The organism is Vibrio sp. SCP2, assembly GCF_059295395.1.
The window spans coordinates 772,526-789,858 of the sequence record NZ_JCAFVV010000001.1; the positions used below are offsets into that span (position 1 = coordinate 772,526).

The following is a 17,333-nucleotide window of genomic DNA, read 5'->3' on the forward strand; positions in this document are numbered from 1 at the left end:
ATATTTGTTAACCATATATTTATAAAATAATAACTACAAACCGAAAATAACTGGTAAAACCAATAAGTTGTATTACACCAAGATCAAGAAAGGCACCAAACACGGTGCCTTTGCCCCAAGCGAGAAGTTTAACCTTTCAGGGTTAACATACCTTGAGTGACGATAAAATCGATGATGGTATCTAGCCCTTTGCTTTCCTTGAGGTTGGTGAAAACAAAAGGTTTAGTCGGACGCATCCGTTGAGTATCTTGCTCCATCACTTCTAACGACGCCCCAACGTATGGTGCCAAATCGATCTTATTGATGATCAACAAATCTGAGCGAGTAATCCCCGGACCACCTTTACGCGGGATCTTTTCCCCTTCTGCCACATCAATCACGTAGATGGTCAAATCCGCCAACTCTGGGCTAAAGGTCGCACTCAGGTTATCTCCACCGCTTTCTACAAACACTACATCAAGATTCTTATGACGTTTTGCCAGCTCTTCAACCGCCGCTAAGTTCATTGAAGCATCTTCACGAATCGCAGTATGCGGGCAGCCTCCAGTTTCAACACCGATAATACGATCCGGCTCTAACGCTTCAGCACGGGTAAGGATTTTGGCATCTTCTTGAGTATAAATATCGTTGGTTACGACCGCGATATTGAGTTTGTCTCTGATCGCTTTACACAACACTTCAAGCAATGCTGTTTTACCCGATCCTACGGGGCCGCCAATACCGACGCGTAAAGGTTGTTTGTAACTTTCCATTATTAAGTCCTTCTAATTCTTTGCTTGCTACTTCGCTAAGAGCGAAACAGCCGTGTGTACTGAGTTTCATGCAAACTGCTGGCAATTGAGATTGATGGTGTAAAGCTGCCGATCATCCAATCTTCAATCGTTCTGGCTCTATATAACGCTTTAGGAAACCGCTCACTGAGTTGAATCAAAGCGCGCTGCCCGTCTGTTTGACCTAAAGGCACGAGCTTGACCCCTGCCATGATCAGGTTTTCAGCCCAGCTCCATAAGTAGCCTTGTTTGAGCTGCTCTATTTCTATATCCCAATGCTGCGCGGCGACGCAAAGCCCAAGCAACTGATTGGGCTCACTATCGACATAGTCAAAACTGTCATGATAGATATCGAGCTGTTTGAGTAAGGTATACAGCGCTTGCCCACGCTGCTTCTCTTCGGCTCTCAGTTCTTTGGTCTCTCTGCTGCTGTAGAGCAAGTCACTCAGCGCAGCTAACTGTTGTTGGTTATTGTTAATCAGCGCTTGGGAGTAGCGTTCAAGGATTGGCAGCTCGAGTGTCGCGACACTGTTCATCAACATGTTATCGAGCCAATCTTGCATTGAAACACGATCCGATACCCACTGCGCCTCAACCGCCCACTCCAAACCTTGCGAATAAGTAAAGCCACCGATGGGTAGAGAGGGGCTTATCAATTGAAACAGCCGATACAACGCCAGATCGCTTGGCCTATTTTGATAAGACATAGGCTAAGGTTTACAGGATGACGAGGGCGCTAACTGAAGCAACACCAACAGAAAGCCAAGGGCTTGAAAGTGCGCGACCAAACTGCAAGCCAAGAACCATAAGTGCCGCTGCACTGACAGTCATACCCGCAGCAAATGAAGAGATTGCACCTTGCGCTTCAACACCGTGTGCATAACCGTGGAAAAACACTAAGCCAACACATAAAGTCAGCGCCAAACGCAGCATATCTTTTGAAGCGTGGAAGGCTTGCCAGATTGCGCCGCTCACGACAAACAGCGAAGCCCCTATCGCAAGCTCGACGCCATTAAAGCCGCCAAACACCTGCCCAGCAGCGAGGCCAACCAACAGTGAGGCAAGCGCGCTGAGGACTAATCCTACTTTACGCACAGCTGACGTCTGTACGCATGCGACTAAAATACCAAACGCGACCAACATAACCAGGTGATCGAAACCAGTTACCGGGTGAGTTAAACCTGCTGAGAAAGAGCCCGTTTCGTGCCCGGGGTGCGCCATCACTGATGATGAGAGAAGGGCCAGACAAGTGAATGCAGCGAATTGTTGTGTTTTGTTCATGATAACTTCCTTGTTGTTATTGCTTTAATTTGGGTGTGATTAGTGATGGTGATGATGCCCACCAGAGCGGCCACCATAAGCGCCACTTTCTGGCTCGAATGACGCGTCTTCTGTGGTGACTTTTGCACCCAAGCCTTGGACCATTTCGTCTAATACATGGTCGTGTTGGTAGCGGACCCAGCCAAATTCCACTTGCAGCGGTACATGCCGGTTACCAAGGTGATACGCCACGCGCGTCAGTAGATGCAAATCGCTGCAGTAGACCGTCGAGACCTTTTCAGGCGCAGCTTTGATTTCGACGATCATGCCGCATTGGCTTTTAAGTTGCTCACCGCCACGCAAAATGTGTCCACGCGGCAGAAACAAGCCTGCTTCACGACCATCATCTAGCTCAACTTTAAGTCGGCTCTTAATTCGGCTATCTATTGGCAAGCTCAGAAACGCATTAGGTTTAGTACAAATTTCTTTGCTGATTTCGGTAAGTTCGATCATCTCATCTCCTTATCAGTTCGTTTTCTCATTCAATCGTTCGTTTACTGGTTGGCTATTTCGTTGCTGCGTTAAAACAAGAAGTACTTTTGTGCCATGGGTAACACGTCAGCAGGTTCACACACCAACAGCTCACCATCAGCTCGAACTTGGTAGGTTTGTGAGTCCACTTCGATGTTAGGCTGCCAGTCGTTAAGCTTCATGTCGGCTTTACTGATATCACGACAATGGCTGACAACCCCGATTTGGCTACCAAGACCAAGCTCACTCGCGATGCCTGCTTGCTCAGCCGCTTGGGAGACAAACAGCATCGAAGTGTTTTGCGATGCCTTGCCGTAGCTACCAAACATGCTGCGATAATGGACAGGCTGAGGAGTTGGTATCGAAGCATTAGGATCGCCCATTGGTGCCATGGCTATCATGCCTCCCTTGAGAATGACACTCGGCTTAACACCAAAGAAAGCAGGTTTCCACAACACGAGGTCGGCAAGCTTACCCACTTCAATTGAGCCGATTTCATGCGCCATACCGTGAGTAATTGCCGGATTAATGGTGTACTTAGCGATGTAGCGTTTGAGTCGAAAGTTGTCGCTGTAGGAAGAATCTTCTTTCAAGCTGCCGCGCTGCACTTTCATTTTGTGCGCCGTTTGCCAAGTGCGAGTAATCACTTCGCCCACACGCCCCATTGCCTGAGAGTCTGAGGCAATCATCGAGAAGGCACCGAGATCATGCAGAATGTCTTCGGCAGCGATGGTTTCGCGGCGAATTCGAGACTCGGCAAACGCCACGTCTTCAGCAATAGAAGGCGACAAATGGTGACACACCATCAACATATCGAGGTGCTCATCAACCGTATTGACGGTGTAAGGACGAGTTGGATTGGTCGACGATGGCAGAACATTGGATTCACCTGCCGCGCGAATAATATCCGGTGCGTGCCCACCACCTGCTCCTTCGGTGTGATAGGTATGAATCACGCGATCGCCAATCGCACCTAAAGTCGATTCAACAAATCCTGACTCATTCAATGTATCGGTGTGAATCGCGACCTGAACATCCATCTCATCAGCGACCGACAAACAGGTGTCAATCGATGCTGGCGTCGTGCCCCAATCTTCATGCAGCTTCAGTCCTACCGCGCCCGCCTCTACCTGCTCTCTTAGCGCTTCTGGCTGGCTAGCGTTACCTTTCCCGAGTAGGCCAAAGTTCATTGGAAACTCATCTAACGCTTCGAGCATACGATGCATATTCCACGGGCCTGGGGTACAAGTTGTCGCGTTAGTGCCTGTGTTGGGGCCAGTACCACCACCAATCATGGTGGTGACACCTGAAGCCAATGCTTCTTCGATTTGCTGGGGACAAATAAAGTGAATGTGCGAGTCGATACCGCCCGCGGTTAAAATTGATCCTTCCCCTGCTAAGATCTCTGTCCCCGGTCCAATCACAATCGTCACTTCTGGCTGCACATCAGGGTTGCCGGCTTTGCCTATGGCTTGAATACGCCCATTTTTAACCGCCACGTCTGCCTTAACGATACCCCAGTAATCCAATACCACTGCGTTGGTGATAACCAGATCTGGCGTTTCGGCGCTTGGGCGTTGACTTTGCCCCATGCCATCACGAATCACTTTACCGCCGCCGAATTTAACTTCGTCGCCGTAAACAGTAAAATCCTTTTCTACTTCAAGCCACAGTTCGGTGTCTGCGAGACGCACGCGATCGCCCACTGTTGGCCCAAACATTTCGGCATATGCCTGACGAGAAATGCTTGCCATTACCTATCCTTGTTTTTGTTTGTTATTGGGCGAGTTTGCCCATGACCTTACCTTGGAATCCGTATATCTCTCGCTTACCTGCAAACTCAACCAACTCAACCGTGCGAGACTGGCCAGGTTCAAAGCGTGTCGCAGTGCCAGCAGGGATATTGAGACGGAACCCTTTACACGCTTCACGCTCAAAACGCAGTGAATCGTTGACCTCAAAAAAGTGATAATGCGAGCCAATTTGTACTGGTCGATCGCCAATATTTTCCACTTTGACCTTGATGGTTGCGCGGCCAACATTGAGTTCAATCTCGCCAGGGGCGGATTCAATTTGACCGGGAATAAAACCAGAATATTGACTTGTTAATGCTGACATATATCCTCCTAGACGATTGGCTCATGAACGGTGACCAATTTGGTCCCTTCAGGAAAGGTGGCTTCGACTTGTACATCAGGAATCATGGAAGGTACGCCCTCCATAACGTCATCAACAGTAAGAAGTGTTCGTCCAAAGTCCATAAGTTCAGACACCGTTTTGCCTTCGCGAGCACCTTCAAGAATGGCACTACTGATAAACGCTACAGACTCTGGATAGTTAAGCTTTAACCCTCGCTCTTTTCGTTGCTGCGCCAGCATCCCAGCGCAGAAGATCAACAGTTTGTCTTTTTCTCTTGGTGATAATTCCATTGGTTTCCTTGCCATTCCCTTAACATGATGGAGAAGGAGCAAAGAGAAACATGGAGTTTAGGTTGCCCAAATTCTTGGGGGCTGGGGAGTTTCACCAGTCCAGTATTGACGCGCTTGTTGCCAAACTCTCTGAAAGCTCTCCAAGATCACCTCACTCCATCGACCCAGTGCTCTCACGACAACCAATTGTTCTATCTGTGTCGCAGCAATCACTAAGTCCTCTGTGCCGACTTCTTGCTGTATGTTAGAGAGCAAGCTCTGTACCAGTTGAAAAAAATCCTCATTTTCGACAGAAATATACAGCGTTCCCGCGAGAGAGAAATTGAGCAAGCCCTTTTCAATCATGGACTTATCGCCACCAAAAATATTTAACCCCTCGGTCAAAATTTTTCTTCCATCTCGGTAAACCTCTGTTTTTCCAACTAAATGTCCGGAGGAAAATCCCTCATTTAGTGCAGGGCGCCCAAAACAGTGCATTTCCCAGCCCACAAATAGGGCATCACGGTCAAGATGAATTTCGGTATCAAGGCGAGCATGGGCATCAGGAAAGAAGATGTTTTCCTGTGGTAACCATTCTAGTAGACCACCACGTTCGACATGCAATATCTGTTTCTGATGAGCGTAGCGTTTTTCAGAGCGATAAAACTTAGTCGCACCCGGAGTGGTGACCAGAGCATGAGCCCCTTGCTCCACGCGAGTGCTTATTTGCAGAGTGTCGCCACCGACCACACCGCCGGGTGGATGCAACAAATAGGTATGGCACGTTTTCCCTTCGGGATACAAAGGGCGCTGAATCGCTAAAGGCCCTTTCTGTTGACGGTCTTTGATGACAGTTTTATCCCCTCTGTCTTTAAACAAAAGCGATAACATGGCCTTCCAGCCTTTCTCTACATCAGACTCGATGTTCTTTTTAAGCGTCTGATTATTATCACCTAAATCAAACGCAACGGCAGGTTCACAAATCATACGGTGAGATACTCCTTTATCAATCTATCATCCAGATCTTCCATGTTCCCTTGGGCAACAGTGCGCCCTCTATCCAAGATGCAAAACTGATCGCCGACCTTACGGGCGAACGGCAGTTTTTGCTCAACCAGTAAAACCGTAAGTCCAAATTTCTCATTCAACATGCGAATAATATCGCCGATTTCTTGCACAATATTGGGCTGAATCCCTTCCGTCGGTTCATCCAAAATCAGCAAGCTAGGGTTGATCACCAGCGCCCGACCTATAGCCAGTTGTTGCTGCTGCCCACCCGATAAATCGCCCCCTCTGCGATGCAACATTTCCTTCAACACAGGGAACAGCTCGAAGATAAATTCGGGGATGTGACGGTCTCCTTTTGCTCGGATAGGTAAGCCTACTTGCAAGTTTTCTTCCACAGTTAACATTGGAAAGATTTGACGACCTTGAGGAACGTAGCCAATCCCCATTCTGGGCCGAGCTTCGGCTTCTTTTTTGATAATAGACTGACCTTCAAGGGCGATGTCGCCACTCTCAGTTTTGACCAACCCCATAATGCATTGCAATAAGGTCGTCTTACCTACACCATTACGCCCCATTAACACAGTGCATTTTCCTTTGGGGATCTCCATCTCCAAGTCCCAAAGTGTGTGGCTCTCACCGTAAAACTGGTTCAATCCAGAAATTGATAGCATGTTATTCCCCCAAATAAACCTGTTTGACTTGCTGGTGCGCTTGAACCTCATCCATGGTGCCTTCTGCCAACACATGCCCCTGATGAAGCACTGTGACATGGCTAGCGATTGAGCGGACAAAGTCCATATCATGCTCAACGACCACCACAGAGTGTTTACCAGCTAGTGAGTTAAGGAGCTCAGATGTACGATCCATCTCTTGGTGGGTCATGCCAGCCACAGGCTCATCAATAAGCAGCAGCTTAGGGTTTTGCATCAACAGCATTCCTATCTCTAACCACTGTTTTTGGCCGTGAGAAAGGTTGCCTGCCAGCAGCGTTTGGTGGTCCTGCAGATGAATTAAACTCAGCACCGATTCGAGCTTATCTTTTTGCTCTCCTGTCATCTTCGCCACATACGAGCCCCACACGGAACGCACGCCCGACATCGCCAGTTCGAGGTTCTCCCACACTGTTAAGCACTCGATCACCGTCGGCTTTTGAAACTTACGGCCAATTCCCGCATTGGCGATCTCGGCTTCATTCATATTAAGTAAGTTGAGGTTCGAGCCGAGCCAAACCTCACCAGTCTCCGGTTTCGTCTTACCCGTGATGATGTCCATCATGGTGGTTTTTCCGGCTCCATTTGGGCCAATAATGCATCTGAGCTCGCCTTCACGGATATACAGATTGAGATCATTAATCGCTTTAAACCCATCAAAGGTTTTATTCACCCCTTCCACATAGAGTAAGATGTTGTGTCTGGTATCAATCAGTGGGTGAACGTCCGGCTTAAGAAACGAGAATACTTGATCTCGACGCGTAACTTCAGCGAGTGATTGCTTAAATTGCTCGGTGCGCTTTAACTCAGTCATACCAAGACCTCCTTACTTTTCTCTTCGTCAGTGCTCGACTCAGCGGCGTTAGGCCTGCGGTTTCGATTGACGACTAAATGCCACTTATCACTGACAAAACCGATTAAGCCTTTCGGGAAGTAGAGCGTTGAAAGTACGAACAAGCCTCCGAGGGCAAACAACCACACTTCTGGAAACTCTACCGTGAACCAGCTTTTGGCATAGTTGATCACCAAAGCGCCAACAATTGCACCAAACAAGGTCGCACGACCGCCAAGTGCGACCCAAACCACCACCTCTATCGAATTGAGCGGTGCAAATTCACCTGGGTTAATAATGCCAACTTGCGGCACGTACAGCGCGCCCGCTATCCCGGCGATCACCGCAGAAAGAACGAACACCCACAGTTTGATGCCATCGACGTCGTAACCCATAAAGCGTGTGCGCGATTCGGAATCACGAATCGCAACCGATACGCGACCAAGACGGCTCGCCACGACGCTGCGACAGACCAAATAGCTGACAATAAGGGCAATACCAGTCGCAATAAACAATGCGATTCGAGTACTGTCTTGCTGCAAGCTAAAGCCCAGAATGTCTTTAAAATCGGTTAAGCCATTGTTGCCACCAAAACCCATTTCATTGCGGAAAAACGCCAACATCAGCGCATAGGTGAGAGCTTGAGTAATGATGGAGAGATAGACCCCAGAGACCCGAGAGCGAAACGCCAAATAGCCGAATACATACGCCATTGCGCCCGGTACTAGCACCACCATCAAAGCCGCAAACCAGAATTGGTCGAAACCATGCCAAAACCAAGGCAGTTCTTGCCAGTTTAGGAACACCATAAAATCAGGCAGGATAGGATTACCATAGACACCGCGATCGCCGATCTGACGCATTAAATACATACCCATGACGTAGCCGCCAAGCGCAAAGAAAGCGCCATGGCCTAAACTGAGAATACCCAAATAGCCCCATACTAGATCGACGGCGAGCGCTAACATCGCATAGCTAAGGTATTTACCCAGCAATGAAATCGTAAAGGTTTCGACGTGAAGCGGGTGCGAAACGGGCAACATCATATTCGCCGCCGGAATTAAGATCACCGCTGCCAAGATGACCAATATTGTCATCTGACCGCCTTTATCGCCTTGCAGTGCAGAAAGGACAAAAGAGCGTGAGGGTTTCGTGTGTGTTTGATTGGTCATAACGCCTCCTTAACTCTCAGCCGCGCGACCACGTTGAGGGAACAATCCTCTTGGTCGCTTCTGAATAAATAAGATGATAAACACCAGCACCAGAATCTTAGCCAGTACCGCTCCGGCCCATGGCTCTAAGATCTTATTAAACAGTCCCAAACCTAATCCAGCGACCAGCGTTCCCCAAAGGTTGCCTACGCCACCAAACACCACCACCATAAAGGAATCGATAATGTAGGCTTGGCCCATATTTGGCCCAACATTGGTCAACTGAGACAGAGCTACGCCTGCCACACCTGCCACACCCGCCCCTAAACCAAATGTCAGCGCATCGACACGCTCAGAACGAATCCCCATAGCTCTCGCCATCGGGCGGTTTTGCGAAACGGCACGAACCTGTAATCCGAGGGGGGTTTTCTTCAAGATCATCACTAAAGCCAGAAATACCATGGCACAGAACAAGATGATGTAGAGGCGGTTGTAAGTCAGTGACAGCATAGGGTTGATTTCTAGCGCGCCCGCCATCCAATCTGGTGTACTTACCGAACGGTTTAACGGAGAGAAGATAGAGCGAACTGCTTGCTGAAGAATCAAACTGATACCGAAGGTTGCCAATAGCGTTTCAAGAGGTCGCCCATACAGATGGCGAATCACGCTGCGCTCAATCAAGATCCCAACTAATCCTGACACCAGGAATGCCATAGGAATCGATAAGATCAGCGCCACACCGGTATGCGCCGGAAGAAGTTGCTGCATCACATAAGTGGTATAAGCCCCAAGCATTATCAACTCACCATGCGCCATGTTGATCACGCCCATGACCCCAAAAGTAATCGCTAAGCCGATTCCCGCCAGTACCAATACAGAGCCAAGACTTAGCCCAAAAAACAACGTCTCGACACCTGCGTAGAGTCGCTGGCTTTGCTGGTAGTCTTGTAAACCACGCTCTGCGGCCGCAATGAGTTGTGGGTCGGTCTCTTGCGCCAAAATCGTGTTAAGAGTTTTAAGAACAATCGGTTGATTGGATTGAGAGATAGACTCGACAGCATCAATGCGATTGGAGGCCTTGGGGTCAAGCGCCGCGTCAATCGCAATAGCGAACGCCAACATAGCAACGATCTCTGCGTTAGTTTCGCTTTGTTGTAATGCGCTGAGCTTGTCGATTGCTTCAGGATTACCTGTCAGCGCTTTTATTGACTGCTTGCGAACCTCTGAGTCCTCGCTGTTAAGACCAAGTGATGCAATTTCAGTACGAAGGTAAGCACGAAGTTTGTTGTTCACTTTTATTTTTTTAAACTTACGCTTGTTTTCAATGATCAGAGGATCGTTAATCCAAGCCTGTCTCGCCTCTGCCCCTGTTTGAGCACTCTCGATAATAAATAGCTGCTGATGCTGAGCGTGTTTATGATCTTTAAGGTAATAGAGCTGTCCATTCAGCCACGCCTCTAGAATGGGCTTGGCTATGTCATGAGAATAGTTTGAGGCAAGCCAGCTAGCCGCTTGCTGCTTTTCGTGTGTGTTCTTTCCAGTCAACGTCTGGAAGAAAGAGTCTTGAGTCAGTGGCTTAACGTTCTCGGCCGACGCTGTCGTTAATCCAATAAGCACAGAAACGAGCACACAGAGCATCCGTAATACGGTCGTCATGATATGCATCCTTGCGTTAGAATTTATGGCAATAAAAATGCGCTGCGTTACCACATGCAGCGCCAAACTTTTCAGGTTATTGATTGGGGGTGTTGAGTCTTAATTGGTCCCTGAACACTTCTTGGTTTCAACATTAAACGCACCGCAAGAAAACGGCTTCGACCAGCTAGAGAAGAGTTTCGCCGATTCAGGGAGATACTCTGACCAAGCATCGCCTGCTACAAGGCCCGTCGTTTCCCAAACAATATCGAACTGACCATCATCTTGGATTTCCCCGATTAACACAGGCTTAGTGATATGGTGGTTAGGTAGCATAGTTGAGTAACCGCCTGACAAGTTTGGTACAGACACGCCAATCAACGCATCTTGCACAGCTTCAGGATCTGTCGTTCCTGCATTGGTGACCGCTTGCGCCCACATGTTAAAGCCGATGTAGTGCGCTTCCATAGGATCGTTAGTCACACGCTTTTCGCTGGCGATAAACTTCTGCCACGTTTCGACGAACTCATCGTTTTTCTCCGTATCGACGCTCATGAAGTAGTTCCATGCCGCTAAGTGGCCGACAAGCGGAGAGGTGTCCATGCCAGACAGCTCTTCTTCCCCAACAGAGAAAGCTACAACTGGGATATCTTCTGAAGAGATACCTTGAGCGCCAAGCTCTTTATAGAAAGGGACGTTGGCATCGCCATTAATGGTCGAAACCACAGCGGTCTTTTTGCCTTCAGCGCCAAACTTCTTAATGTCAGAAACAATCGACTGCCAGTCTGAATGACCGAATGGCGTGTAGTTGATCATGATGTCTTTTTCGCTCACCCCTTTACTCTTGAGGTAAGACTCTAAGATTTTATTGGTAGTACGTGGATATACATAGTCAGTGCCGGCCAGTACCCAGCGCTCAACATCAAGTTCATTCATTAGGTAGTCAACCGCTGGAATCGCTTGTTGGTTTGGCGCAGCACCAGTGTAGAACACATTCTTCGACGACTCTTCACCTTCATACTGAACAGGGTAGAAAAGTAGGCTGTTGAGTTCTTCGAATACCGGCAACATAGATTTGCGCGATACGGATGTCCAGCCACCGAACACCACATCGACTTGCTCTTTTTCAATCAACTCGCGAGCTTTTTCTGCAAACAGCGGCCAGTTTGAAGCAGGGTCGACCACTACCGCCTCAAGCTTTTTACCTAGTAGGCCACCTTTTTTATTTTGCTCTTCCACCAGCATCAGAACCGTGTCCTTCAATGTGGTTTCACTGATCGCCATGGTGCCTGAAAGCGAGTGCAATACTCCGACTTTAATGGTGTCGGCGGCGCTCACCACTCCTGACATACAGGCTAATGCGGTACCTACTGCTGCAAGCTTGAGTTTGAACTTCGTGTTCATTGGATATCTCCTTATAGTGAATTGTTATTCAATTCTTTTTTCCTAAGGAAACAAATCCAAAATCGATGCCAATTTGCCCGCTCACACCAAAAACAGGCAAGTTATTGATAATTATAAGATTAAAATTTCGCCTTGTTATTTTGGTGCAACTAAGAGACAGCGTATCGCTGCATACTAGTGCAATTACATATTCAATTTCACCAATTTGGAGAGATGACTCGAAAAATCATCCTCCTCAACGAAATCCGTTAACCGCCCACACAAGCCCATCCAGTGATAAATCTACATATCTATCACTAAGTAGAGGTATATAGCACTATTTCAATAAACAGCAGCATAATAATGCCGACCTTTGACATTCAGCCAACCGATATGAACTTAGCTTACTATCAATTTCAAAAATCTAGTAAATGGCACTCAAATTTATAACGCCAACCAAATTTAAAATGAACATGATTGCATATGGAGATATTTTTGAGGAGTGTCGACGGGTTCCGTTATAGACATAAGAATCGACAAAACATGCTTGTTGTTTGTAGTAGGCCATGTTCAACAATCTCTTATACCATTCAAAGGAAAGTTAAATGTTTAAGAAACTATTAAGTTGTTGTATCGCCTCTTCACTTTCAGTGATCTCTAGCACTGCCATAGCAGAACAAATAGAGGTCCAGGTTAGCCAGCCAGAAAGTGAAATACTTGCCCCGCTGTTGATGGCATCAGAAAACAAAGGAATACAGAACCAATATATTGTCGTGTTAAAGCAACCTTTATCGCTCAGCAATGACAACCCACAAGCGATGCAACAATTTACGCAACAAGCCGTTACCAGCTTAGAGAACGAGCACGTTCTGCAAATCAGTAAAGTGTTCGACCGCTCAATCAGCGGATTTGTTGCCACCCTGTCACCACAACAGCTCAACGCACTTCGCTCAGACGCACAGGTTGATTTTATCGAACAAGATCGAGTGATCTCTATCGATCCTGTGATTTCAACGAATGCCAATCAAAGCAACGCCATTTGGGGGCTAGATAGGATTGATCAACGTAGTCTGCCACTGAATAATAGTTACAACTATAACTACGATGGTTCCGGTGTCACGGCTTACGTCATAGATACCGGGGTAACGACAACGCACGCAGAGTTTGGTGGTCGCGCGACATCAGGCTACGACTTTGTCGACAATGACAGTGATGCGACGGACTGTAATGGGCACGGAACCCACGTTGCTGGTACCATCGGCGGTACACAGTATGGCGTGGCGAAGAACGTCAATATTGTCGGTGTCCGCGTTTTGAGTTGTAGCGGTTCAGGTTCAACTTCCGGGGTAATTGGTGGTGTTGACTGGGTTGCAGCCAACGCATCGGGCCCTTCAGTCGCCAACATGAGCTTAGGTGGCGGCGTGTCTACCGCGCTCGATAGAGCTGTTGCTAACGCTGTTCAATCAGGTATTAGCTTTATGCTAGCGGCTGGTAACTCTAATGCTGACGCTTGTAATTCGTCTCCTGCACGTGAACCTAGCGGTGTAACTGTTGGCTCAACCACAAGTAATGATAGCCGCTCTAGCTTCTCTAACTGGGGCAGCTGTGTTGATGTATTTGCTCCGGGATCGAGCATTAAGTCTGCTTGGTATGATGGCGGCTACCGTACAATCAGTGGCACGTCTATGGCAACGCCACATGTCGCCGGTGTTGCAGCCTTATACCTTCAAGAAAACAGTTCTCTCTCTCCAGCACAAGTGGCAGCTCTGATTAGCGAGAGAGCAAGTGTCGATAAAGTGAGCGACACACGCGGTACAGTGAATAAACTGCTTTATAGCCAAACAGATGGTGGCTGTGAGCCTGACTGTACAACTCCAAATCCTGACGGCGAACTCAAAAATGGAGTCCCTGTATCTGGAATTAGCGGCTCTCGTGGTGACCAGAAGCATTTCTATATTGATGTAGCTGCAGGTCAAACCCTTACTGTCACAACAAGTGGTGGTAGCGGTGATGCAGACTTGTTCCTCCGCTATGGTGCTAAACCTACCACTAGCTCTTGGGATTGCCGACCATACCGTTACGGTAACAATGAAACTTGTACTGTCTCTAACACCCAAAGTGGTCGTTATTACATTATGCTCAACGGATACAGCAGTTTCAGTGGTGTTAGCGTAGTGGCTAACCACTAGTTGATCGCACTCTAACTTAACAATAATGGCCAGACAGATTTACTGCTGGCCATTTAGTATAACTTGTTGCTCTCACTGCAATGCTAAAACTTAAACTTAGCCACCAATTGACTTAAAGATTCTGCATTTTTCTTCAAACTAACGCAGTGTTGTGATGTTTGCGTGACCATCTCAGTATTGCTTTTTGCTACATCGGCAATACTTTCGACGTGCGGTGCAATCTCATTGATCACCTGAGACTGTTGACCTGTTGCGGTGGCAGTCTGTGCACTGAGTTGATTGATCTCCTCAACAATAGTGCTGATAGAGGCAAGGTGATGTTCAGACTCTTGAGCTGCGGTGAGACACTCACTACCAATTTTGTGGCTCTGACTGACTTCGCTAACGACTGTGTTACTAAGCCCCTGTAAGTTTTCTATGATGGTACGAATTTCACTGGCGGACTCATGGGTTCGAGACGCTAATGTTCTTACTTCGTCGGCAACAACAGCAAAGCCACGGCCTTGTTCACCTGCTCGTGCCGCTTCGATAGCAGCGTTTAATGCCAGTAGATTAGTTTGCTCTGATACACCACTAATGACATCCAGTACTGTATCAATGGCATTGATATCATTAGATAGCTTTCCGATACTTTGATTGCTCTGCTCTAACTGCTGGCTCATAGCTTCAGTGCGTGCGTATGTTTTGCTCACTGAGCTGAGTCCGTTTTTCACCTCTAAAGTGGTTTTATGGACGTTGTCTGAAGTATGGTTAGCGTTATTAGCAATCTCTTCAGAGCTAGCGCTCATTTCATGAACCGCAGTTGCTACCTGGTCAATATTGTGTTCTTGACCATGGATCTGCTGTTTCATTTCGTTAGCTTGTTGATCTATCTGATTGATGGTTGCAACCAGTTCTTTACGCGCTCTTTCTATTTCTTGTAAAACATTGCCCATATAGGCGACAAACTGATTGTACCCCTTGGCAATGTTACCGACTTCATCACGGCGACTTTCATCCAATCGTTGAGTTAGATCGCCGCCGCCACCACCAATTTCAAGCAGTAGTTGTGCTGTGGTTGAGAGTGGTTTAAGCAAGATATTCGTCATATATGCGCTGATAATGATGAACAGCAGCGCTACAGATCCGCCGACCCAAATCATCGTTTCAATGAAATGGTTAATCTCGGTGAGCACTTCAGCTGTCGGTTGAACAGAAATCAACACCCAATCAAGTTGTGGCAGAGCCATCAAACCAACGATCGTCGATGTTTGTTCAAGCTTTGATTCATGTATAACAGGCGCTGTTCCAGCTAAAGTTTGCAGATCAGGCGTCAATGCACCAAGACCAATATCAGCCAACTGCTTTCCAACTTGCTGCGTACTAGGGTGCACCATCACCTCACCGCTCTTGTCGACCAACATTAGTCGACCTGAATCGCCTAGAGAGTAGTTAGCAACAGTATTGCCTAAATTTTCGAGCGACAGACCAATCCCCGTCACTCCAACGCGGCGGCCTTGGCTAATCACAACGTGGTTAACAAAAACCGTTGCGATGCCTGTAGCATCATCGATATCAATCGACAGCTCGACCTGCTTATCGCCATTGAGAAAACCATAAAACCATTGGTCATCCGCTGATGAACTCGACATAGATTTGAGCTTTCCACTTGGCAAATAGTAGCTGTCGTCGACAGTGGTAACGAAAAAGGCGGTTAAGGCATTAAACTGCTGCTTGATCGAGGCGAGTTGTGCACTGATTTGTCCACTATCTTGACCGTCAAAATCCGTAAGTGGTTGTAGCTGAGACATCACTTCAGCAACAACCAACGGCTTTTCTAGCTCCAGCTGAATTTGGTTACTGACCTCTCCCAACGCCGCTGGCATCTGCTGTGAATAAGTTTTGTCGAGGATAATCTTCTGCCCCTGACTGACCGTAATGCTAATTAGCACCACTATGACAAGGATCACTGCCATCACCGTAGCCAAGATAGTCTTGTGTCGAATACTTAATGCAGTTGCCATCACTTGTAACTCCTTTTAGCGGTATAAAAAACCCCGGAACAGGGGCCGGGGGATCTCACTTGAGATAAATAGCGGGAAATACCACGTTTGCATGAATCACGCTTATCGGGCTTGCAATCCGAAAAGCAAGATAAATTGGGTTAGTTGATTACTGACCCTTGTTCTACCCAATTGCCAACCAGAACACGTTCGTCATCTGTCATTTGGGTCAAATTACCTAATGGCATGTATTTAGTATTTACGGTTTGCGCTATACGTGGACCATTGGCTTGAATCTCTTGAGGTGTATCTAAGATCACTCCGGCTGGCGCAGCGGCAAAGGCAGCATGGGTTGGCGTTGCTGAGTGACATACCGAGCAGCGCTCTTGAATAACCTTGTTGATTGCTGCAAAACTCACACCGCTAGGCGCCGCAGATTCCGATGCCGACGCACCTGTTTGCTCAAGGCTCTCTGATGTTGCTGCCACAGTGTCTGTAGAGCTTACTTCCGGCTGCGCAGTCGCTTCAACCGCAACAGGCGCTTTAGCCACTGGTGCTGCCGCTTTCTTAGCATACGGTGAGGTGACAAACGCAAGTGTCACCATACCTAATGCAGCTACAGGAACCGTCCAAGCGAATTTCTGGCTACCATGACGAGTATTGAAGTAATGGCGCACTAAGATACTGAAGATCGCCAAACCTGCGAGTATTGCCCAGTTGTACTCCGAGCCATAGGTGCTCGGGAAGTGGTTACTGATCATAATGAACAGCACTGGCAAGGTTAGGTAGTTATTGTGACGAGAACGCAGTAAGCCTTTCGCTGGTAGCGCAGGATCTGGCTCGCGGTTTTCTTCAATAGCACTCACTAAGTTGCGCTGTGCAGGCATGATAACGCGGAACACGTTACCGACCATAATCGTACCGATGATTGCACCAACGTGAATATAAGCGCCGCGACCACTGAAGACTTGAGCTAGACCATAAGCCGCGCCAACTAAGAGTACGAATAGAACCGCGCCTAATAGCATTGGTGTTTTACCTAGTGGTGAATCACACAACAAGTCATAGATAAACCAGCCAGCAACCAAAGCACCGACACCAATGGCAATTGCCGTCGTTGGTGATAAGCCCGAACCCGGTGCAATCAAATAGATCTCAGCGTTTAAGTAGTAAACCACTGCCAATAGCAGCACACCGGTGATCCAAGTGAAATACGCTTCCCATTTAAACCAGTGCAAATGCTCTGGCATTTCTGGTGGCGCAAGTTTGTATTTTTCTAGGTGATAAATACCACCGCCGTGAATCGCCCAAAGGTCACCAGAAAGGCCCGTTTTTGGGTTAACCCGGTTTAGGTTGTTCTCCAACCAAACAAAGTAGAATGAAGCACCAATCCATGCGATGCCAACTATCATGTGAACCCAGCGAATCGCTAGATTCAACCACTCCGTGATATGTGGATCCATAATTTACTCCT

15 protein-coding genes and 2 pseudogenes are annotated in these 17,333 nt (G+C 47.7%); 1 reads left to right on the forward strand and 16 read right to left on the reverse strand.

Going from position 1 to position 17,333, the window contains the following annotated elements; genetic code table 11:
* Window positions 1-128 precede the first annotated feature (128 nt).
* The 13 genes from ureG to urtA all read right to left on the reverse strand — a co-directional run bounded on the left by ureG (window position 129) and on the right by urtA (window position 11,709).
* Window positions 129-752 carry an urease accessory protein UreG gene (ureG, locus tag AC5O63_RS03695; RefSeq protein WP_004744074.1) on the reverse strand — a complete coding sequence of 208 codons (624 nt, stop codon included), beginning with the start codon at window positions 750-752 and terminating at the stop codon, window positions 129-131.
* Window positions 753-787: 35 nt separating this feature from the next.
* Window positions 788-1,477, reverse strand: a complete 690-nt coding sequence (locus tag AC5O63_RS03700; RefSeq protein ID WP_494503964.1) for an urease accessory protein UreF — start codon at window positions 1,475-1,477, stop codon at window positions 788-790.
* A gap of 10 nt (window positions 1,478-1,487) precedes the next feature.
* Window positions 1,488-2,051, reverse strand: a complete 564-nt coding sequence (locus AC5O63_RS03705; RefSeq protein ID WP_494503965.1) for a HupE/UreJ family protein — start codon at window positions 2,049-2,051, stop codon at window positions 1,488-1,490.
* A 39-nt stretch (window positions 2,052-2,090) separates the two neighbouring features.
* Window positions 2,091-2,543 (reverse strand): urease accessory protein UreE, encoded by a 453-nt coding sequence (gene ureE, locus AC5O63_RS03710; RefSeq protein ID WP_004744077.1) that lies wholly within the window; start codon window positions 2,541-2,543, stop codon window positions 2,091-2,093.
* 68 nt (window positions 2,544-2,611) lie between these two features.
* Window positions 2,612-4,315 carry an urease subunit alpha gene (ureC, locus tag AC5O63_RS03715; protein WP_425667384.1) on the reverse strand — a complete coding sequence of 568 codons (1,704 nt, stop codon included), beginning with the start codon at window positions 4,313-4,315 and terminating at the stop codon, window positions 2,612-2,614.
* 22 nt (window positions 4,316-4,337) lie between these two features.
* Complete coding sequence (locus tag AC5O63_RS03720; RefSeq protein WP_494503966.1) at window positions 4,338-4,679, reverse strand: urease subunit beta; 342 nt, start codon at window positions 4,677-4,679, stop codon at window positions 4,338-4,340.
* Window positions 4,680-4,687: 8 nt separating this feature from the next.
* A complete protein-coding gene (gene ureA, locus AC5O63_RS03725) occupies window positions 4,688-4,990 on the reverse strand; it encodes an urease subunit gamma (protein WP_494503967.1) in 303 nt (100 codons plus the stop codon).
* Between the two features lie 57 nt (window positions 4,991-5,047).
* On the reverse strand, window positions 5,048-5,956 hold the full coding sequence (locus AC5O63_RS03730; RefSeq protein WP_494503968.1) for an urease accessory protein UreD: 909 nt from the start codon (window positions 5,954-5,956) through the stop codon (window positions 5,048-5,050).
* Window positions 5,953-6,648, reverse strand: coding sequence for an urea ABC transporter ATP-binding subunit UrtE (urtE, locus tag AC5O63_RS03735; protein WP_494503969.1), 696 nt, complete (start codon window positions 6,646-6,648; stop codon window positions 5,953-5,955). The genes AC5O63_RS03730 and urtE overlap by 4 nt, the downstream gene beginning before the upstream one ends.
* Window position 6,649: 1 nt before the next feature.
* The gene (urtD, locus tag AC5O63_RS03740; protein ID WP_494503970.1) at window positions 6,650-7,501 is read right to left on the reverse strand and encodes an urea ABC transporter ATP-binding protein UrtD; all 852 of its coding nucleotides are present in this window, start codon (window positions 7,499-7,501) and stop codon (window positions 6,650-6,652) included.
* Window positions 7,498-8,691 (reverse strand): urea ABC transporter permease subunit UrtC, encoded by a 1,194-nt coding sequence (gene urtC, locus AC5O63_RS03745; RefSeq protein WP_494503971.1) that lies wholly within the window; start codon window positions 8,689-8,691, stop codon window positions 7,498-7,500. Before urtC ends, urtD begins: the two co-directional genes overlap by 4 nt.
* A 9-nt stretch (window positions 8,692-8,700) precedes the next feature.
* The gene (gene urtB / locus AC5O63_RS03750) at window positions 8,701-10,326 is read right to left on the reverse strand and encodes an urea ABC transporter permease subunit UrtB (RefSeq protein WP_494503972.1); all 1,626 of its coding nucleotides are present in this window, start codon (window positions 10,324-10,326) and stop codon (window positions 8,701-8,703) included.
* Window positions 10,327-10,425: 99 nt separating this feature from the next.
* Complete coding sequence (gene urtA, locus AC5O63_RS03755; RefSeq protein WP_004744086.1) at window positions 10,426-11,709, reverse strand: urea ABC transporter substrate-binding protein; 1,284 nt, start codon at window positions 11,707-11,709, stop codon at window positions 10,426-10,428.
* Window positions 11,710-12,293: 584 nt separating this feature from the next.
* On the opposite strand from urtA, the gene AC5O63_RS03760 reads away from it, so the two are divergent.
* A complete protein-coding gene (locus tag AC5O63_RS03760; RefSeq protein ID WP_494503973.1) occupies window positions 12,294-13,877 on the forward strand; it encodes a S8 family peptidase in 1,584 nt (527 codons plus the stop codon).
* An 83-nt stretch (window positions 13,878-13,960) separates the two neighbouring features.
* Here AC5O63_RS03760 and AC5O63_RS03765 read toward each other — a convergent pair whose 3' ends face one another.
* From AC5O63_RS03765 to AC5O63_RS03775, 3 genes and pseudogenes are all read right to left on the reverse strand, one after another.
* Window positions 13,961-15,880, reverse strand: coding sequence for a methyl-accepting chemotaxis protein (locus tag AC5O63_RS03765; RefSeq protein WP_494503974.1), 1,920 nt, complete (start codon window positions 15,878-15,880; stop codon window positions 13,961-13,963).
* Between the two features lie 140 nt (window positions 15,881-16,020).
* Window positions 16,021-16,290: pseudogene (locus tag AC5O63_RS03770) on the reverse strand (urate hydroxylase PuuD); the annotation flags it as partial.
* An 89-nt stretch (window positions 16,291-16,379) separates the two neighbouring features.
* Window positions 16,380-17,322, reverse strand: a pseudogene (locus AC5O63_RS03775) (urate hydroxylase PuuD); the annotation flags it as partial.
* Between the last annotated feature and the right edge of the window lie 11 nt (window positions 17,323-17,333).

What these genes read in the sequence shown, in the direction of transcription:
- AC5O63_RS03730 (WP_494503968.1), bottom strand. Translation starts at nt 5,956, where the DNA reads ATGATTTGTGAACCTGCCGTTGCGTTTGATTTAGGTGATAATAATCAG.
- AC5O63_RS03760 (WP_494503973.1), top strand. Translation starts at nt 12,294, where the DNA reads ATGTTTAAGAAACTATTAAGTTGTTGTATCGCCTCTTCACTTTCAGTG.
- ureA (WP_494503967.1), bottom strand. Translation starts at nt 4,990, where the DNA reads ATGGAATTATCACCAAGAGAAAAAGACAAACTGTTGATCTTCTGCGCT.
- AC5O63_RS03700 (WP_494503964.1), bottom strand. Translation starts at nt 1,477, where the DNA reads ATGTCTTATCAAAATAGGCCAAGCGATCTGGCGTTGTATCGGCTGTTT.
- AC5O63_RS03765 (WP_494503974.1), bottom strand. Translation starts at nt 15,880, where the DNA reads ATGGCAACTGCATTAAGTATTCGACACAAGACTATCTTGGCTACGGTG.
- urtC (WP_494503971.1), bottom strand. Translation starts at nt 8,691, where the DNA reads ATGACCAATCAAACACACACGAAACCCTCACGCTCTTTTGTCCTTTCT.
- urtB (WP_494503972.1), bottom strand. Translation starts at nt 10,326, where the DNA reads ATGACGACCGTATTACGGATGCTCTGTGTGCTCGTTTCTGTGCTTATT.
- urtE (WP_494503969.1), bottom strand. Translation starts at nt 6,648, where the DNA reads ATGCTATCAATTTCTGGATTGAACCAGTTTTACGGTGAGAGCCACACA.
- urtA (WP_004744086.1), bottom strand. Translation starts at nt 11,709, where the DNA reads ATGAACACGAAGTTCAAACTCAAGCTTGCAGCAGTAGGTACCGCATTA.
- ureE (WP_004744077.1), bottom strand. Translation starts at nt 2,543, where the DNA reads ATGATCGAACTTACCGAAATCAGCAAAGAAATTTGTACTAAACCTAAT.
- AC5O63_RS03720 (WP_494503966.1), bottom strand. Translation starts at nt 4,679, where the DNA reads ATGTCAGCATTAACAAGTCAATATTCTGGTTTTATTCCCGGTCAAATT.
- AC5O63_RS03705 (WP_494503965.1), bottom strand. Translation starts at nt 2,051, where the DNA reads ATGAACAAAACACAACAATTCGCTGCATTCACTTGTCTGGCCCTTCTC.
- ureC (WP_425667384.1), bottom strand. Translation starts at nt 4,315, where the DNA reads ATGGCAAGCATTTCTCGTCAGGCATATGCCGAAATGTTTGGGCCAACA.
- ureG (WP_004744074.1), bottom strand. Translation starts at nt 752, where the DNA reads ATGGAAAGTTACAAACAACCTTTACGCGTCGGTATTGGCGGCCCCGTA.
- urtD (WP_494503970.1), bottom strand. Translation starts at nt 7,501, where the DNA reads ATGACTGAGTTAAAGCGCACCGAGCAATTTAAGCAATCACTCGCTGAA.